The organism is Fredinandcohnia onubensis, from assembly GCF_002734285.1.
Classification (GTDB): Bacteria; Bacillota; Bacilli; order Bacillales; family Bacillaceae_L; genus Ferdinandcohnia; species Ferdinandcohnia onubensis_A.
Window position 1 is genome coordinate 19,520 of the sequence record NZ_NSEA01000001.1, and the last position, 15,444, is coordinate 34,963.

The window sequence follows — 15,444 nt, forward strand, 5'->3', positions numbered from 1 at the left end:
TAAGTAGGAATAGTAGAAAGTAGGTGACATCGTGGGGAAAATCATCTCAATTGCTAATCAAAAGGGTGGAGTAGGTAAAACGACTACTTCTGTTAACCTTAGTGCTTGCTTAGCCTATGTTGGTAAGCGGGTTCTACTTGTTGATATTGACCCTCAAGGGAATGCAACAAGCGGCTGCGGCATAGAAAAGGCGAATATAGATCAGTGCATTTATGATGTGCTTGTTGATGATGTAGAGGCGAAAAACGTAACCGTTCCAACGACAGTTGAAAACTTATATATGATTCCAGCAACGATCCAATTGGCTGGTGCTGAAATTGAGCTAGTGCCAACGATTTCTCGCGAAGTTCGTCTAAAAAGGGCTTTAGAAGAAGTACAAGATCAATACGACTATATTATTATAGACTGTCCGCCATCATTAGGGTTGTTAACATTAAATGCATTAACAGCTTCTGATACTGTGATCATTCCAGTTCAATGTGAGTATTACGCACTTGAAGGACTTAGTCAGCTATTAAATACGATCCGCTTGGTTCAGAAACACCTCAATAAAGAGTTAATGATTGATGGGGTTCTTTTGACCATGCTAGATGCAAGAACAAACTTAGGTATTCAGGTCATTGAAGAAGTGAAAAAATATTTTCAAGATAAAGTATATAAAACGATTATTCCTAGAAATATCCGTTTAAGTGAAGCTCCGAGTCATGGGGAACCAATTATCATCTATGATCCAAAATCTAGAGGTGCCGAAGTATACTTAGAACTTGCAAAGGAAGTGATTGTGAATGGCTAAAGGGTTAGGTAAAGGTATCAATGCTTTATTTTCCACATCGATGGAAGTGGGGAATGAAGAGGTTGTACAAGAAGTTAAAGTAACTCAATTACGTACGAATCCATATCAACCAAGAAAAACATTTGCGCCAGAGGCAATTACTGAACTAAAAGAGTCAATTCTTACACATGGAATTTTACAACCTATTATTGTTCGAAAAACAATTAAAGGGTTTGAAATTGTGGCAGGTGAAAGACGTTTTCGTGCTGCAAAAGAAGCAAAGTTTAGTACAGTTCCAGTTGTTGTTCGTGAACTAAATGAGCAACAAATGATGGAGATTGCATTACTTGAAAATTTACAGCGTGAGGATTTAACACCAATTGAAGAGGCTTTTGCTTACCAATCCTTACTTGACCATTTAAAAATCACCCAAGAGCAGCTTGCGAAAAGATTAGGAAAAAGTAGACCGCATATTGCGAATCACCTTCGTCTTCTATCTCTTCCAAAACATGTCCAAGATTTAATCTCCGAAGGGAAACTATCTATGGGACATGGACGTACATTATTAGGACTGAAAAAGAAAGAAAAGCTAAATGCAGTTGTTGAAAAGGTAATTGCTGAGGAGCTTAATGTACGTCAATTAGAAGCCTTGATTAGCCAAATCAATCAGAATGTTCCACGTGAAACATCGAAACCGCCAAAAAAGGAAAAAGATATCTTTATTAAAGAACAAGAATCATTCCTTCGTGAACGATTTGGTACATCTGTTTCGATTAAACAAAACAAGAAAAAAGGCAAAATTGAAATCGAATTCTTTTCCAATGATGATCTTGAAAGAATTCTTGAACTGCTAGATTCACCAAAAATCTCATAATGCTCTTAGCAAACCTGCACGTCTTGTTTTATTGATAATATAACTGGACTGTGCAGCGTTTTTTATTACATAAAAAAGGGAAATAGGGGAAATGAAAATTGGTTCTATTAGGGACGATAGTAAACGGACTGTGTATAGTAGCTGGAACCTTATTAGGAAAGGTATTACACCGGATTCCAGATAAAATAAAAACAACTGTAATGCAAGCGATCGGACTTGCTGTTTGTTTGTTAGGTATCCAAATGGGACTAAAAAGTGAACAATTTCTAATTGTAATCTTTAGTTTAGTGTTTGGCGGCATTCTTGGCGAATGGTGGGGCCTAGAAGATAAATTAAATCAATTAGGAGCTTGGATTGAAAAGAAGGTAGGTTCATCATCAGACGAAGGTACGATTGCAAAAGGTTTTGTAACAGCTACCTTAATATTTGTCATTGGTGCAATGGCCATCATTGGCGCACTAGATAGTGGATTGCGCCATGACCATCGTGTCCTTTATACAAAGTCGATCATAGATGGATTTACTAGTTTAATATTATCAACAACTTTAGGTATTGGTGTATTATTCTCTGCAGTTCCTGTTATTCTCTATCAAGGTGCAATTGCACTATTTGCTACACAAATTGATAAATTTATTCCGACCGAAGTGATGGACGCGTTTATTGTCGAAATGACGGGTGCGGGTGGCTTGATGATTGTCGCAATTGGTACAAATCTGATCGGAATAACTAATATACGTGTAGCAAATCTGTTACCTGGGATCCTTGTTGTAGCTATCCTCGTAACAGTGGTGTATTATTGGAATTCAATTTTGTTCTTTGCACAAGGTCTTTTTTAAAACCTCTTCATAACAGAAGAGGTTTTTTTATAAGGAAATACGATCTTTTTCAACATTCGCCAGCTCCATTTTTCTCAGAAACTGAAACTCAGCCTTGCAAATACCACTTGTGATGGTATTTGCGATTTTCATTACTAAACTTAATCTTGTGTTTTGAAGGACAAAAAACTCCATAAATCCACTAACATTTACAATCCCAGTAATATGCATGTCGCCAATTGGGGTTAATTCCTTATTTACACCTGCCCCTGGCTTAATAGGACCGTCCCCGATGGTTATGGCCCCGACATTCTTTAATCTGCCTAAACAGGCGTCTATGCCTATAATAAATGGGTTTGAATACTTCATTTTGATTTCCTCAATTTTTTCTTGAAGATTAACTGCATGAATAGGTTCGTCCAATGTGCCATATACATGAAAGTGGGACAATCTTTTTTCGGTAATTTTAGTACCAATCAAAGGTCCAAGGCAGTCGCCAGTAGAACGGTCTGTACCGATGCAAAAAATAATAATTGGTTGATTAGTAGTATGTGGGAGCATAGAAGTGATTTTTAAGGCAATTTGATGGTCAGCTGAGTCTTGATCATGTGGAATTCGAAAAGGTTCATTTTTTAGATGATCGAATAATTTATATCTAAGATTCATAGGCTTTTCACCCCTTTTTAACGGTAGTAACAGTATACGGTGAAATCTAACATTCTATACATCTTGATAAAAAAGAATCTTAGAAATAGCTTTAGGTGCGTTCTTAGTAGAAGAGGAATTATGAGGTGTGGAGGGATTATATGTTTAAGGCGGGGTTTCGGTGGATGTTTCTCATTTTGGGAACTGCAATAGGTGCAGGTTATGCATCGGGAAGGGAGATTTGGCAGTTTTATGGAGAACAAAGTGCCTTAGCTATCATTTTTTTTACGTTTATTTTTATTATTTGCTGCTATATCATTATGAAGATTAGTTATGAAAAAAAAGCCGAGCATTTTGTTCCTGTATTAAAAGAATTAGTAGGAGAAAAAATTTCACATGTGTACGATGTGATTACGATTTTATACTTATTTTCTACTACGGTTGTGATGTTAGCGGGTGGAGGAGCTACTTTAGAGTTATTTGCAATTCCTTTTTGGTGGGGAATTCTGATTTTTGGTTTCCTTCTGGTTCTAGTCTTTTTGTGGAATATTAATGGCTTGATCTCAATAAATATGGCAATTATTCCTGCCCTAATCATCTTTTTGATCACGGTTTTATTCATTTTCTTATCATCCAGTGGGACAGTAATTACCTTTATTATTCAAGAACAGAGTAATTGGCCAGCGGCATTTACATTTACAGCATTAAACATATTACCGCTTGTTGCTGTGTTAGGTGCAATTGGGAAAGAAATGAAGTCAAAAGGAGAAGCCTGGGTTGCAAGCATCGGAAGTGGTTTGTTTTTAGGTGTTATTACCTTTATTTATAATGAGGCACTTATCGAAGTGGCTCAAGAGATTATGCTCTATGAAATTCCGTTATTTATAATTTTAAAGAATTTTCCTTATGTAGCGGTGTTTATCATGTCCATTCTTTTATTTGGAGCAATATTCACTACTGCCGCGTCGGGATTGCTAGGATTATCCACACGTTTTAAAGAAAAGTTAAAAATGCCCTTGTGGATGATTTCCATTCTATTGATTTTGCTGATGGTACCTTTTACGACTTTTGGTTTTTCAAGGCTTGTTTCAATTTTATACCCATTATATGGAATTGCAAATTTATACTTATTGGCCGTCATTTTGTTATATCCAATTGTAAATCGCTACAATTTAAAATGATTTCCTGATACAATACAACATATAAAGATTTCATATAAAAGGAAAAAGGGTGGGTGTCATGGTAGATAAAGACTATGGATTACATGATATTGTAGAAATGAAGAAACCTCATCCATGTGGAACAAATAAATGGAAAATTATTCGATTAGGGATGGATATTCGAATCAAATGTGAAGGCTGCGAACATAGTGTACTCATACCGCGCAAAGAGTTTGGTCGAAAACTAAAAAAGATTCTTGTGAAGCATGAGGATTAAGCCTCGTGCTTTATTTTTTCGGTTTCACACTTAAGCGGAAATATTTTCTATAGAATGTTAGTTGCTGTGAATTATAATAGAGGATACGAAGTTTTGGTAGGTTTTCTACATGTGTAGGGAGATGAGAAGTATGGCCACATTTAAATCTGCATGTCCTTTAAATTGTTGGGACAGTTGTGGTTTTGTTGTTGAAGTGGAAAACGGTAAAGTTGTAAAAATAGATGGAGATAAAGATCATCCAATCACGAAGGGCAAAATTTGTGGCAGAGGACGTATGCTGGAAGCACGAACAAACTCTGATGATCGAATTCTTTACCCATTGAAAAGGGTAGATGGAGAGTTTCAAAGAATTACATGGGAACAAGCATTAACAGAAATCTCAGAGAAGCTTTTAGTGGTAAGACAAAAATATGGTTCTACAGCAGTTTTGCACAGTCATGACTATGCAAACGGTGGACTATTAACTAAAATACCTGATCGATTTTTCAATTGTTATGGTGGTGTCACTGATCTAATCGGTAGCATTTGCTGGGGCTCAGGTATTGAAGCACAAAATTGGGATTTTGGGAATTCAGCCAGTCATGCACCTGATGATATTTATAATAGTAAAAATGTAATCATCTGGGGAAGAAATGTGGCACGCACGAATATGCATCTCTTTGGTTATTTACAGGAGGTAAAGAAGAAGGGTACTAACATCATTGTCATTGATCCCATTTACAATGGAACGGCAAAGATTGCAAATTCCTATATCTCAATTACTCCAGGTATGGATGGTTTTTTAGCGATTGGAATTATGAAAGAATTACTTCGTTTAGATTTACAGGATAAAGAATTCATTGAAAAATATACGGTGGGTTTTAGTGATTTATTGGATGTAATAGAGTCAATTACATTGGAGGAAATTGAGAAAGTAACCAATGTTCCACGTGAAACAATTACAAATTTAGCTCACGTATATAGTGATGGGCCAACAGCAACCTATATGGGATTAGGGATGCAGCGATACGCAAATGGTGGAAATACGATTCGTCTAATTGATGCCTTAGTTGCAGTCAGTGGTAATGTTGGTGTCTCAGGCGGTGGTGCTAATTTTGGAAATACACAAGTTGGCCAAAGTTTTGATAGTGCGGCTTTAACACTTCCAGCTAGAAAGAAACAATCGAGATCTTTCGTTATGAGTGAACAAGCGGAAAAGATTCTAACTGCTTCAGAACCTCCAATAAAAATGATTATAGTATCAAGTGGGAACCCGTTAACTCAGGTTCCAAACACAAATAGAGTGCAGGAAGCCTTTCAGTCCGTAGATACATTAGTTGTACTAGAACAGTTTATGACTGATACTGCGAGGTTAGCTGATTATGTACTTCCTTCAGCTACTGTGTTTGAGGAAGAGGATATTTATTATTCATCCATGTACCATCATTTTGTCAATTATGGACCTAAATTAGTTAAGGCTCGTGGAGAGGCAAAATCAGATGTTTGGATTTGGACTGAATTAGCCAAAAGGTTAGGGTTTGGTGAAGACTTTAATTATTCAAGAGAAGAATTTATAAAAATGGGAGTAGGTTCATTAGAAGACAAGGGTATATCCTTTGAGGAGATTAAAGAAAAAAGTCACGTGCCATTGCCTGTAAAGCTTGTACCGTGGACTGATTTTCACTTTTTAACTCCATCTGGGAAATTTGAATTCACATCATCTTTAGGAGAGATGAGAGGGTATGATGGACGAATAAAAATATCATATCCAAGAGAATCAATATTTTCTAATCAAGGGTTAGGTGAAAAGTATCCATACTCACTATTAACGATTCATCCTTTACGTTCAAACCATTCACAAAACTATCATTTGATTGAAGGCCTACAAACAGTAAAAGTTGAGGTTTCTAAGGATATTGCTGAACAAAAAGGTCTTGAGCCGAATGATAAGGTAAGGGTATTTAATGATCGTGGTGAAATTACAGGGAAAGTACAAATATTAAAAGAGTCATCTCCAAAGATTATTTGTATTGATGAAGGACAATGGCAAATCTTTGGTGGTAGTGTCAATAATCTCACATCACATGAAGTTTCCGATAACGGACTTGGCAGTACTTTATATGATTGCCTTGTTGGAATTGAAAAACTTTAGAATGGTGGATTTATACAAAAGCCGTTTCCAGCCGAAACGGCTTGTATTTTTTATAAGGAAAACCTATAATTGTTGAAGGCTAGTATGTTTCGGATAAGAGGAGTGGAAAAATCAATGGCGTTAACAGCAGGTATCGTTGGTCTTCCTAACGTTGGAAAATCAACTCTTTTTAATGCAATTACACAAGCAGGTGCGGAATCAGCGAACTATCCGTTCTGTACAATTGACCCAAATGTGGGGATTGTAGAGGTTCCAGATGAGCGTTTAAATAAATTAACTGAATTAGTACAACCTAAAAAAACTGTACCAACAACCTTTGAATTTACTGATATTGCAGGTATCGTAAAAGGTGCCAGCAAAGGGGAAGGTCTTGGTAATAAATTTTTATCACATATTCGCCAGGTAGATGCGATTTGTCATGTGGTACGCTGTTTTGCAGATGATAATATCACTCACGTAGCAGGTAAGGTAGATCCAATTGCTGATATTGAAACAATTAATTTAGAGTTGATTTTAGCTGACCTTGAATCAGTAGATAAGCGAATTGACCGTGTTGCAAAGCTTGCTAAGCAAAAGGACAAGGATGCAGTTGCTGAGCATGAGGTGCTTGTACAGTTAAAAGAAGCATTTGAAAATGAGCAGCCAGCTCGTGCAGTTGAATTTACTGAAGAGCAACTGAAATATGTAAAGGGAATGCACTTACTAACAAGTAAACCAGTTTTATATGTTGCGAATGTTAGTGAAGATGAAGTAGCAGATCCTTCTTCGAATGAATATGTTCAATTAGTACGTGAGTTTGCACAAAAGGAAAATGCTGAAGTCATTGTTGTTTGTGCAAAGATTGAGTCTGAAATTGCAGAGCTTGAAGGGGAAGAAAAGGCGATGTTCCTTGAAGAGCTAGAAATAGAAGAGTCTGGTCTTGATCAATTGATTCGTGCTGCGTATCACTTATTAGGACTTGCTACGTATTTTACTGCGGGTGTACAAGAGGTAAGAGCGTGGACGTTTAGAAAAGGCATGAAGGCTCCACAGTGTGCTGGTATAATTCACTCTGATTTTGAGAGAGGATTTATCCGCGCTGAGACGGTATCGTATGAAGACCTTCTTGCAGGCGGTTCTATGAATGCTGCTCGTGAGGCAGGAAAGGTTCGCCTTGAAGGTAAAGAGTATGTTGTACAAGATGGGGATGTCATTCATTTCCGATTTAATGTGTAAGGTAAGTCAAATGTAACCACAGAACGAGTTTCGTTTTGTGGTTTTTAAATTCAAACATTTCTTGCCTAGTAATTATTCATGTGATATAATATTTTTCTGTGAGTAATTGAAATAATTGCTCCTTGCCCTTTTTAGGTAAAAGGGCCGTTAGTCCAAAAGGAGGTGTAACGTGATGAGAAAATACGAAGTAATGTATATCATCCGTCCAAACATTGATGATGAAGCGAAAAAGGCTTTAGTTGAGCGTTTTAGTGGCATTCTAACAGACAATGGTGCGGAGATTACAAACGTAAAAGAGTGGGGTAAGCGCCGTTTAGCTTATGAAATCAATGATTTCCGCGATGGTTATTACATGATTCTTAACGTAATGTCTAATGCTGAAGCAGTTAACGAATTCGATCGTTTAGCGAAGATCAGCGAAGATATTATCCGTCATATCGTTGTTAAAGTAGAAGAATAAGAATTTTTTTAGAGTATAGGCTCTGTTTGAATATCCTGTTAGGAGATGGTTCTGATGATGAATCGCGTAGTTCTTGTAGGGAGACTTACAAAAGACCCTGAATTACGATACACCCCAAGTGGAGTTGCGGTGGCAACCTTCACGCTCGCAGTGAATCGAGCATTTACGAATCAGTCAGGTGAACGTGAAGCTGACTTCATTAATTGCGTTGTATGGCGCCGACCAGCTGAGAATGTTGCAAACTTCTTAAAGAAGGGCAGCTTAGCAGGCGTTGATGGTCGTCTTCAAACAAGAAATTATGAAGGCCAGGATGGCAAACGCGTATATGTTACTGAGGTTGTAGCAGAAAGTGTTCAATTCCTTGAACCAAGAAATGCGAATGACCAACAGCGTAGCGGTGGCGGTAACTTTGGTGGCGGCTATGGCGGCGGTAATCAAGGTAGCTATGGTGGCAATCAAGGTGGTTTTGGCGGTAACCAGGGTGGAAACCAAGGTAACCAAGGCCAAGGCGGCTATTCTCCATTTGGACAGAGTCAGAACCCAAATCAAAACCAAGGACCTACAAGAGTAGACCAAGATCCATTTGCAAATGATGGACAACCTATTGATATTTCAGATGATGATCTTCCATTCTAACTTGTAAGTCAGTCATATAATAAAAACTTAAAAGGAGGGAAAATCAATGGCAGGCGGACGTAAAGGTGGACGTGCAAAGCGTCGTAAAGTGTGTTACTTCACAGCTAATGGAATTACACACATCGATTATAAAGAAGTAGATTTACTTAAAAAATTCGTTTCTGAGCGTGGTAAAATTTTACCTCGTCGTGTAACAGGTACAAGCGCAAAATACCAACGTAAATTAACAGTTGCTATTAAACGTGCTCGTCAAATGGCATTATTACCATATGTATCTGGTGAATAATAAAGTAAAGCGATGATCGCCTAATGCGGTCATCGCTTTTTTGTTATTTATTTGGTTAACTATTAGAGTCGCTTCTGTACTTCCTGTTTTAGTACGAAGAAACGTGGTGAAGAAAGAATTAATAAGGTCATGATAATGGAACAAAAGATGAATGCACCTAAAAAAGTAATGCCGTTAGCTGTCAGTGAAAACCATACTGCTTCAAAGCCTTTTAGTTGTTCAGCGAAGAAGACAAAACCTGATACGAAATGCCAAAAGTAGCGAGCAAGGCTTCCGATAAAAATGGCACTAATGATTAAAGCTAATGACTTACCTTTGTTACCAGTTCTTAAGCTTTCCTGAACGCCATTTTTAAATAAACCAGCAAATCCAATGAAAGAAAAAGCTAAGAAATAGTCGATGGCTCCTTGAACTGGATGGATAATCCAAGGATCAAAAATCACCTGTAGAAGTCCCCATAAAAAACCGGAAAGGAAACCAATTTTAAATCCCCATCTTAATGCGACAATAAATATAGGTATCATTGCGAATGATATAGAGATGGAAGGACCAATTTTTATTGATGGCACAAACATGTCTAATGCTAGCGCTAATACGGCAAAAATCGCCGCTTCAATCATGGCCTGTAACCTAGTATTTCTCATAAAAAAAACCCCCTTGAAGTGTGTAATGAACAAAACGCACCCCAAAGGAGAACAACTTTAATATAAAGTATAAGTTCTCAAAAATCTCCACATTCCTACGCTAGCATTAACTAACAGGTTCGAAGGGTCTGAACTCTTAATGTTCACTCTCAGCAAATTGCTCCCCTTGTGGTTACGTTTATTAATTAATTACTATCATAATAGAAAATAGGGAAAAGTAAAACAAAAAGTTTCGTCACAGTGGAGACTCAACTAAAGACTGACATGTCCCATCTCAAACGCAGAAGTCACCATATCCTATAGAAGTCCAAAAGTTGAAGACTTCCTTGTAAATCTTTAAAATAGAAAGTGGTTGTAAAACAGGCTCCTGTTTTTTGATGTGTTGCAATATAAATTGAGGTGAAAAGGTGAAAAATACAAAATTATTAACAGAAGGTGCCATGCTTTTAGCAGTATACAGTGTACTGTTACTTGTCAGTCTATATCTCCCACTACTTGGAACGGTACTTTCATTCCTTTTGCCCATTCCATTTATTCTGTTTACAGTGAAGTATAAAGTAAAGCAGTCTTTGTTGTTTTTATTCATCGCTTTTTTCCTATCAGGACTATTAGGTTCTGTAATGGGGATTATGCTTACGATCATGTTTGGAGTTACAGGGATTTTATTAGGTGAAATGATCAATAGGGGAAAAAGTGGAATTGAACTTTTCTTAGGTGCATGTTTGTCCTATTTGTTTTCGATTGTGCTACTGTTTGTCACGGTTAACCTCGTTCTACAAGTTAACGTCAATGAAGTATTAAAAGAAAGCACCGAAGAATCTTTTGCATTGACTGAGAGTATAATGAGGGCAACAGGGGGAGAAATGAATACCGAAGCCATTACACGGCTAAAGGAATCGGTTGAAATTATGCAATACATGATGCCAAGTATGTTTGTCTTCCTTGCGATGGTATTGGCTTTCATAACCGTTGTGGCTATTAAGCCTATACTAGTAAGGCTTCAGGTGAAAATGGATCCGTTCCCGCCATTTCGTGAGATTAATTTTCCAAAGAGTATCTTATGGTATTATTTATTGATTTTACTTTTGAGCTTTGTTGAGATGGAAAAGGGTACATTTGGATATACAGCCTTTTTAAATTTCTTTTTTATTTTGCAGTTGTTAATGGTCATTCAAGGTTTGTCATTTATTTATTATTACTGTCATCAAAAAAGAATACCAAAGGCTGTACCGATTGTTCTAACGGTCTTAACACCATTTCTCCTTTATATTATTCGAATCTTAGGTATAATTGACTTAGGATTCCAACTGCGAAATCGAATTAGTAAAAAGAAGTAAAACAAAGCTTTAGGAGCTGAAAATTACATGCCAGACTTTTACAAAAGAAAGTTGTTTCGCTATCCCTTATATGCATTACTTGTTATCACAAGTATTTTTAGTGCAATTCTCGTTTATTTTCAGTGGATGATTGGGTTAGCAAGTTTTCTGCTCCTTGGATTAATTACGTACTATTTGTACAAAGCAAACTCACTTCTTAAAAAAGAAATGGAGCATTATATCTCAACGCTATCCTATCGCTTAAAGAAGGTTGGCGAAGAAGCGTTAATGGAAATGCCGATTGGGATTTTGCTATATAATGATGAGTTTCAAGTTGAATGGGCAAATGCTTACTTATCAAATTGCCTTGACGCTGATACGTTAGTGGGGAGATCTCTATATGATGTTGAGGAATTAATTGTTCCTTTAATTCAGCAAGAGGTCGAAAGTGAGACAATTACGTTAAATGAGCAGAAATTCAAGGTAATTATTAAGCGGGAAGAAAGATTACTTTATTTCTTTGATGTCACTGAACAAATGGAAATTGTGCAATTGTATGAAGCAGAGCGTACAGTGCTAGGGATTATCTTTTTAGACAACTATGATGAAGTTACTCAAGGAATGGATGACCAGCGGAAGAGTTCATTAAATAGTCAGGTTACATCTATCCTCAATGAATGGGCGAATGAACATGGTGTGTTTTTAAAGCGAACCTCATCTGAACGTTTCATTGCAGTGTTAAACGAAGAAATATTATCCAATCTTGAAAAAACAAAGTTTACGATTCTTGATGATGTTAGGGAAACGACAGCAAGGGATAGTGTAGCACTAACCTTAAGTATTGGGATTGGAATTGGAGTCCCAACCCTACCAGAGCTAGGAGTTTCAGCTCAATCGAGCTTGGACCTTGCACTGGGACGTGGTGGAGACCAAGTTGCGATTAAGCTTCCAAATGGTAAGGTTAAGTTCTATGGGGGCAAAACAAACCCAATGGAAAAACGCACTAGAGTCCGCGCACGCGTTATTTCACATGCCCTAAAGGAAATTGTCTCAGATAGCGATAAAGTCATCATTATGGGCCATAAATACCCTGATATGGATGCCGTAGGTGCTTCTATTGGGTTATTAAAAGTAGCACAAATGAATCACAAAGAAGGATATATCGTATTAAATCCGAATGAAATTGATTCAGGTGTTGGGCGATTACTTGAAGAAGTAAAGGAAAATACGGAGCTATGGTCATATTTTATTACACCAGAGCAGGCTCTTGAAATCGCTTCAAACGACACACTACTTGTTGTAGTAGATACCCATAAGCCATCACTTGTGATTGAGGAAAAGCTTGTATCAAAAATCGATAAAGTGGTAGTTATTGACCATCATCGCCGTGGAGAGGAGTTTATTCAATCTCCATTACTCGTTTATATGGAACCATATGCATCTTCAACAGCTGAGTTGGTGACTGAACTTCTTGAATATCAACCTAAGAAGAAAAAAATAAATATGCTTGAGGCGACAGCTTTACTAGCTGGAATCATAGTTGATACAAAGAGTTTTACGCTTCGTACTGGTTCAAGAACATTTGATGCGGCGTCATATCTACGTGCACAAGGGGCCGACACCATTCTTGTGCAGAAATTCCTGAAGGAAAATATGGAGCATTTTAAAAAGCGATCAAGGTTAATTGAATCAGCATTTATTTATAAAAATGGAATTGCGATCGCAAAAGGAAAACAAAATGAGACCTATGACCAGGTGATGATTGCGCAAGCTGCCGATACATTACTTACAATGAATGATGTCGTTGCCTCATTCGTAATCTCTGTCCGACATGACTCAAGAGTGGGAATCAGTGCACGTTCATTGGGTGATGTTAATGTTCAGCTAATTATGGAAGGTTTAGGTGGTGGCGGTCATCTTACAAATGCGGCAACACAGATAGAGGACATAACAATAGAAGAAGCAGAAGAACAGCTACTTTTAGTAATAGATGAGTATTTAGAGGGAGGAACCAAGAAATGAAGGTTATTTTCTTAAAGGATGTAAAAGGTAAAGGGAAAAAAGGGGAAGTGAAAAACGTATCTGATGGATATGCTCACAATTTCTTATTCAAGCAAAATCTTGCAATTGAAGCAACACCAGCAAATATGAAATCGTTAGAAGCGAAGAAAAATAAAGAATCAAAAGAAGCGGCTGAGGAACTTGCTCAGTCAAAACAGCTAAAGGAAAAGATTGAAGCATTGACCGTTGAACTGCAAGCAAAAGCGGGTGATGGTGGTCGTTTATTTGGTTCTGTAACAAGTAAGCAAATTGCAGATGAGCTCGCGAAAAAGCACGGCATTAAAATTGATAAGCGTAAATTTGATCTTCCTGATGGAATAAGAGCATTAGGTTATACGAATGTTTCTGTAAAATTACATCAAGAAGTAACAGCAACTGTTAAGGTACATGTCAAAGAACAGTAATTTCCATTGAAACTGAATAGGGAAAACAGATAGAATGAAGAATGTGGTTTTGTTTAATACAAGATCACATTTTTTATTTACATGATTATTAATAAAGCTTTTACCATTGGAATTAAATAAAAGAGAAGTATAATAGATAGATAGACATAAAAAAAGTATGTAAAGGGAGTGGAGAATAGTTGAGTGACATTTTTGCTGATCGTATTCCTCCGCAAAATATAGAGGCTGAGCAAGCTGTTTTGGGTGCCATTTTTTTAGAACCAAGCTCATTAACGCTTGCTTCAGAAGTATTGATTCCAGAGGACTTTTATCGGACAGCTCACCAGAAGATTTTTGACGCGATGCTTAATCTCTCAGATAAAGGTGAACCAGTTGACCTAGTAACGGTTACTTCCGAGTTAGCGGATGCGAAAATTTTAGATGAAATAGGTGGCGTTTCGTACTTAAGTGAATTGGCGAGTTCCGTCCCAACCGCTGGGAATATTGAATACTACGCGAAGATTATTGAAGAAAAATCAATACTACGCCGCTTGATTCGCACAGCAACAACGATTGCTACGGATGGTTATTCACGAGAAGACGAGGTCGATGCACTTTTAGGTGAGGCCGAAAAAAATATTATGGAAGTCGCGAACCGTAAAAATGCGGGTGCTTTCCAAAATATTAAGGATGTTCTCGTTCAGACCTATGATAATATTGAAACCCTTCATAATCGTGTAGGAGATATTACAGGAATACCTACCGGATTTACAGAGCTTGACAAGATGACTGCCGGATTCCAGCGAAATGATTTAATTATCGTAGCAGCCCGTCCATCTGTTGGTAAAACAGCATTTGCTCTTAATATTGCGCAAAACGTAGCAACTAAGACAGATGAGAATGTCGCTATCTTTAGTCTAGAGATGGGTGCTGAGCAGTTAGTAATGAGGATGCTTTGTGCGGAGGGAAACATTAATGCACAAAATCTACGTACAGGTTCCTTAACACCTGAAGATTGGAGTAAGCTAACAATGGCAATGGGTAGCTTATCCAACTCCGGAATTTATATTGATGATACCCCTGGTATTCGTGTGAATGATATTCGTTCAAAATGCCGTAGACTTAAGCAGGAAAGTGGATTAGGAATGATCCTTATCGATTACCTTCAGTTGATCCAAGGTAATGGAAGAAGCGGCGAAAACCGCCAACAAGAGGTATCTGAAATCTCGCGTTCTTTAAAAGCATTAGCCCGTGAATTAAAGGTTCCTGTTATTGCCTTATCACAGTTATCCCGTGGGGTAGAGCAAAGACAAGACAAGCGTCCAATGATGTCTGATATTCGTGAATCAGGGAGTATTGAGCAGGATGCCGATATTGTTGCGTTCTTATACCGTGATGATTACTATGATAAAGAGTCAGAGAACAAGAATATTATTGAGATTATTATTGCTAAACAACGTAACGGTCCGGTTGGAACTGTTTCGTTGGCATTCGTTAAAGAATATAATAAATTCGTCAATCTGGAACGAAGGTTTGATGATGCCAATATGCCACCAGGTGCGTAAGAAGAATGTTAAAGCGTACCTGAATACAGGAAAAAGACGTATCAAAGTGTGATGATACGTCTTTTTTTGTTTTTCTTACATATTATTGGAGATTAAATCAAATAATAAAGACGAATGTTTATTTTTTATCATAATATAATGTTCGTATTTTGTTGTAATAGAGTAAGAAAACTGTTAAAATATTGACTGGAAATGAACAATATC

16 protein-coding genes and 1 riboswitch are annotated in these 15,444 nt (G+C 37.3%); of the genes, 14 read left to right on the top strand and 2 right to left on the bottom strand.

The window, feature by feature from the left end:
- Positions 1-31 precede the first annotated feature (31 nt).
- From CKJ95_RS00085 to CKJ95_RS00095, 3 genes are all read left to right on the top strand, one after another.
- Positions 32-793: a ParA family protein gene (locus CKJ95_RS00085; RefSeq protein ID WP_099351376.1), complete on the top strand. Its 762-nt coding sequence runs from the start codon at positions 32-34 to the stop codon at positions 791-793.
- Positions 786-1,646 (top strand): ParB/RepB/Spo0J family partition protein, encoded by an 861-nt coding sequence (locus CKJ95_RS00090; RefSeq protein WP_099351377.1) that lies wholly within the window; start codon positions 786-788, stop codon positions 1,644-1,646. The genes CKJ95_RS00085 and CKJ95_RS00090 overlap by 8 nt, the downstream gene beginning before the upstream one ends.
- A gap of 98 nt (positions 1,647-1,744) precedes the next feature.
- Positions 1,745-2,482 carry a DUF554 domain-containing protein gene (locus tag CKJ95_RS00095; protein WP_099351378.1) on the top strand — a complete coding sequence of 246 codons (738 nt, stop codon included), beginning with the start codon at positions 1,745-1,747 and terminating at the stop codon, positions 2,480-2,482.
- Positions 2,483-2,509: 27 nt separating this feature from the next.
- Here the strand turns inward: CKJ95_RS00095 and yyaC are convergent, their stop codons facing one another.
- Positions 2,510-3,127 (bottom strand): spore protease YyaC, encoded by a 618-nt coding sequence (gene yyaC / locus CKJ95_RS00100; protein ID WP_099351379.1) that lies wholly within the window; start codon positions 3,125-3,127, stop codon positions 2,510-2,512.
- A 140-nt stretch (positions 3,128-3,267) separates the two neighbouring features.
- Here yyaC and CKJ95_RS00105 point away from each other — a divergent pair, with 140 nt between their 5' ends.
- The 7 genes from CKJ95_RS00105 to rpsR all read left to right on the top strand — a co-directional run bounded on the left by CKJ95_RS00105 (position 3,268) and on the right by rpsR (position 9,271).
- The gene (locus CKJ95_RS00105; RefSeq protein ID WP_099351380.1) at positions 3,268-4,287 is read left to right on the top strand and encodes a YkvI family membrane protein; all 1,020 of its coding nucleotides are present in this window, start codon (positions 3,268-3,270) and stop codon (positions 4,285-4,287) included.
- Positions 4,288-4,345: 58 nt separating this feature from the next.
- Positions 4,346-4,543, top strand: coding sequence for a DUF951 domain-containing protein (locus CKJ95_RS00110; protein WP_099351381.1), 198 nt, complete (start codon positions 4,346-4,348; stop codon positions 4,541-4,543).
- 130 nt (positions 4,544-4,673) lie between these two features.
- Entirely contained in the window at positions 4,674-6,674 is a 2,001-nt protein-coding gene (locus tag CKJ95_RS00115; RefSeq protein ID WP_099351382.1) for a molybdopterin-dependent oxidoreductase, read from the top strand.
- 114 nt (positions 6,675-6,788) lie between these two features.
- Positions 6,789-7,889 carry a redox-regulated ATPase YchF gene (ychF, locus tag CKJ95_RS00120; protein ID WP_099351383.1) on the top strand — a complete coding sequence of 367 codons (1,101 nt, stop codon included), beginning with the start codon at positions 6,789-6,791 and terminating at the stop codon, positions 7,887-7,889.
- A gap of 172 nt (positions 7,890-8,061) precedes the next feature.
- Positions 8,062-8,349 (top strand): 30S ribosomal protein S6, encoded by a 288-nt coding sequence (gene rpsF, locus CKJ95_RS00125; RefSeq protein WP_099351384.1) that lies wholly within the window; start codon positions 8,062-8,064, stop codon positions 8,347-8,349.
- 54 nt (positions 8,350-8,403) lie between these two features.
- Positions 8,404-8,985: a single-stranded DNA-binding protein gene (gene ssb, locus CKJ95_RS00130; RefSeq protein ID WP_099351385.1), complete on the top strand. Its 582-nt coding sequence runs from the start codon at positions 8,404-8,406 to the stop codon at positions 8,983-8,985.
- Positions 8,986-9,031: 46 nt separating this feature from the next.
- Positions 9,032-9,271, top strand: a complete 240-nt coding sequence (gene rpsR / locus CKJ95_RS00135; RefSeq protein ID WP_010677416.1) for a 30S ribosomal protein S18 — start codon at positions 9,032-9,034, stop codon at positions 9,269-9,271.
- Positions 9,272-9,333: 62 nt separating this feature from the next.
- Here rpsR and thiT read toward each other — a convergent pair whose 3' ends face one another.
- Complete coding sequence (thiT, locus tag CKJ95_RS00140; RefSeq protein ID WP_099351386.1) at positions 9,334-9,915, bottom strand: energy-coupled thiamine transporter ThiT; 582 nt, start codon at positions 9,913-9,915, stop codon at positions 9,334-9,336.
- Positions 9,916-9,990: 75 nt separating this feature from the next.
- A riboswitch (TPP riboswitch) is annotated at positions 9,991-10,092 on the bottom strand.
- A gap of 230 nt (positions 10,093-10,322) precedes the next feature.
- Between thiT and CKJ95_RS00145 the strand changes: the two genes are divergently transcribed.
- The 4 genes from CKJ95_RS00145 to dnaB all read left to right on the top strand — a co-directional run bounded on the left by CKJ95_RS00145 (position 10,323) and on the right by dnaB (position 15,240).
- Entirely contained in the window at positions 10,323-11,252 is a 930-nt protein-coding gene (locus CKJ95_RS00145; RefSeq protein WP_099351387.1) for a YybS family protein, read from the top strand.
- 27 nt (positions 11,253-11,279) lie between these two features.
- A complete protein-coding gene (locus CKJ95_RS00150; protein ID WP_099351388.1) occupies positions 11,280-13,253 on the top strand; it encodes a DHH family phosphoesterase in 1,974 nt (657 codons plus the stop codon).
- Positions 13,250-13,696, top strand: a complete 447-nt coding sequence (gene rplI, locus CKJ95_RS00155; protein WP_099351389.1) for a 50S ribosomal protein L9 — start codon at positions 13,250-13,252, stop codon at positions 13,694-13,696. Before CKJ95_RS00150 ends, rplI begins: the two co-directional genes overlap by 4 nt.
- 179 nt (positions 13,697-13,875) lie before the next feature.
- Positions 13,876-15,240, top strand: a complete 1,365-nt coding sequence (gene dnaB / locus CKJ95_RS00160; protein ID WP_099351390.1) for a replicative DNA helicase — start codon at positions 13,876-13,878, stop codon at positions 15,238-15,240.
- Positions 15,241-15,444 lie beyond the last annotated feature (204 nt).

Excerpts from the sequence above, each read along its gene's own strand:
- CKJ95_RS00115 (WP_099351382.1), top strand. The coding sequence starts at position 4,674 with ATGGCCACATTTAAATCTGCATGTCCTTTAAATTGTTGGGACAGTTGT.
- rpsF (WP_099351384.1), top strand. The coding sequence starts at position 8,062 with ATGAGAAAATACGAAGTAATGTATATCATCCGTCCAAACATTGATGAT.
- CKJ95_RS00110 (WP_099351381.1), top strand. The coding sequence starts at position 4,346 with ATGGTAGATAAAGACTATGGATTACATGATATTGTAGAAATGAAGAAA.
- ssb (WP_099351385.1), top strand. The coding sequence starts at position 8,404 with ATGATGAATCGCGTAGTTCTTGTAGGGAGACTTACAAAAGACCCTGAA.
- yyaC (WP_099351379.1), bottom strand. The coding sequence starts at position 3,127 with ATGAATCTTAGATATAAATTATTCGATCATCTAAAAAATGAACCTTTT.
- CKJ95_RS00105 (WP_099351380.1), top strand. The coding sequence starts at position 3,268 with ATGTTTAAGGCGGGGTTTCGGTGGATGTTTCTCATTTTGGGAACTGCA.
- rpsR (WP_010677416.1), top strand. The coding sequence starts at position 9,032 with ATGGCAGGCGGACGTAAAGGTGGACGTGCAAAGCGTCGTAAAGTGTGT.
- CKJ95_RS00150 (WP_099351388.1), top strand. The coding sequence starts at position 11,280 with ATGCCAGACTTTTACAAAAGAAAGTTGTTTCGCTATCCCTTATATGCA.
- rplI (WP_099351389.1), top strand. The coding sequence starts at position 13,250 with ATGAAGGTTATTTTCTTAAAGGATGTAAAAGGTAAAGGGAAAAAAGGG.
- thiT (WP_099351386.1), bottom strand. The coding sequence starts at position 9,915 with ATGAGAAATACTAGGTTACAGGCCATGATTGAAGCGGCGATTTTTGCC.
- ychF (WP_099351383.1), top strand. The coding sequence starts at position 6,789 with ATGGCGTTAACAGCAGGTATCGTTGGTCTTCCTAACGTTGGAAAATCA.
- CKJ95_RS00090 (WP_099351377.1), top strand. The coding sequence starts at position 786 with ATGGCTAAAGGGTTAGGTAAAGGTATCAATGCTTTATTTTCCACATCG.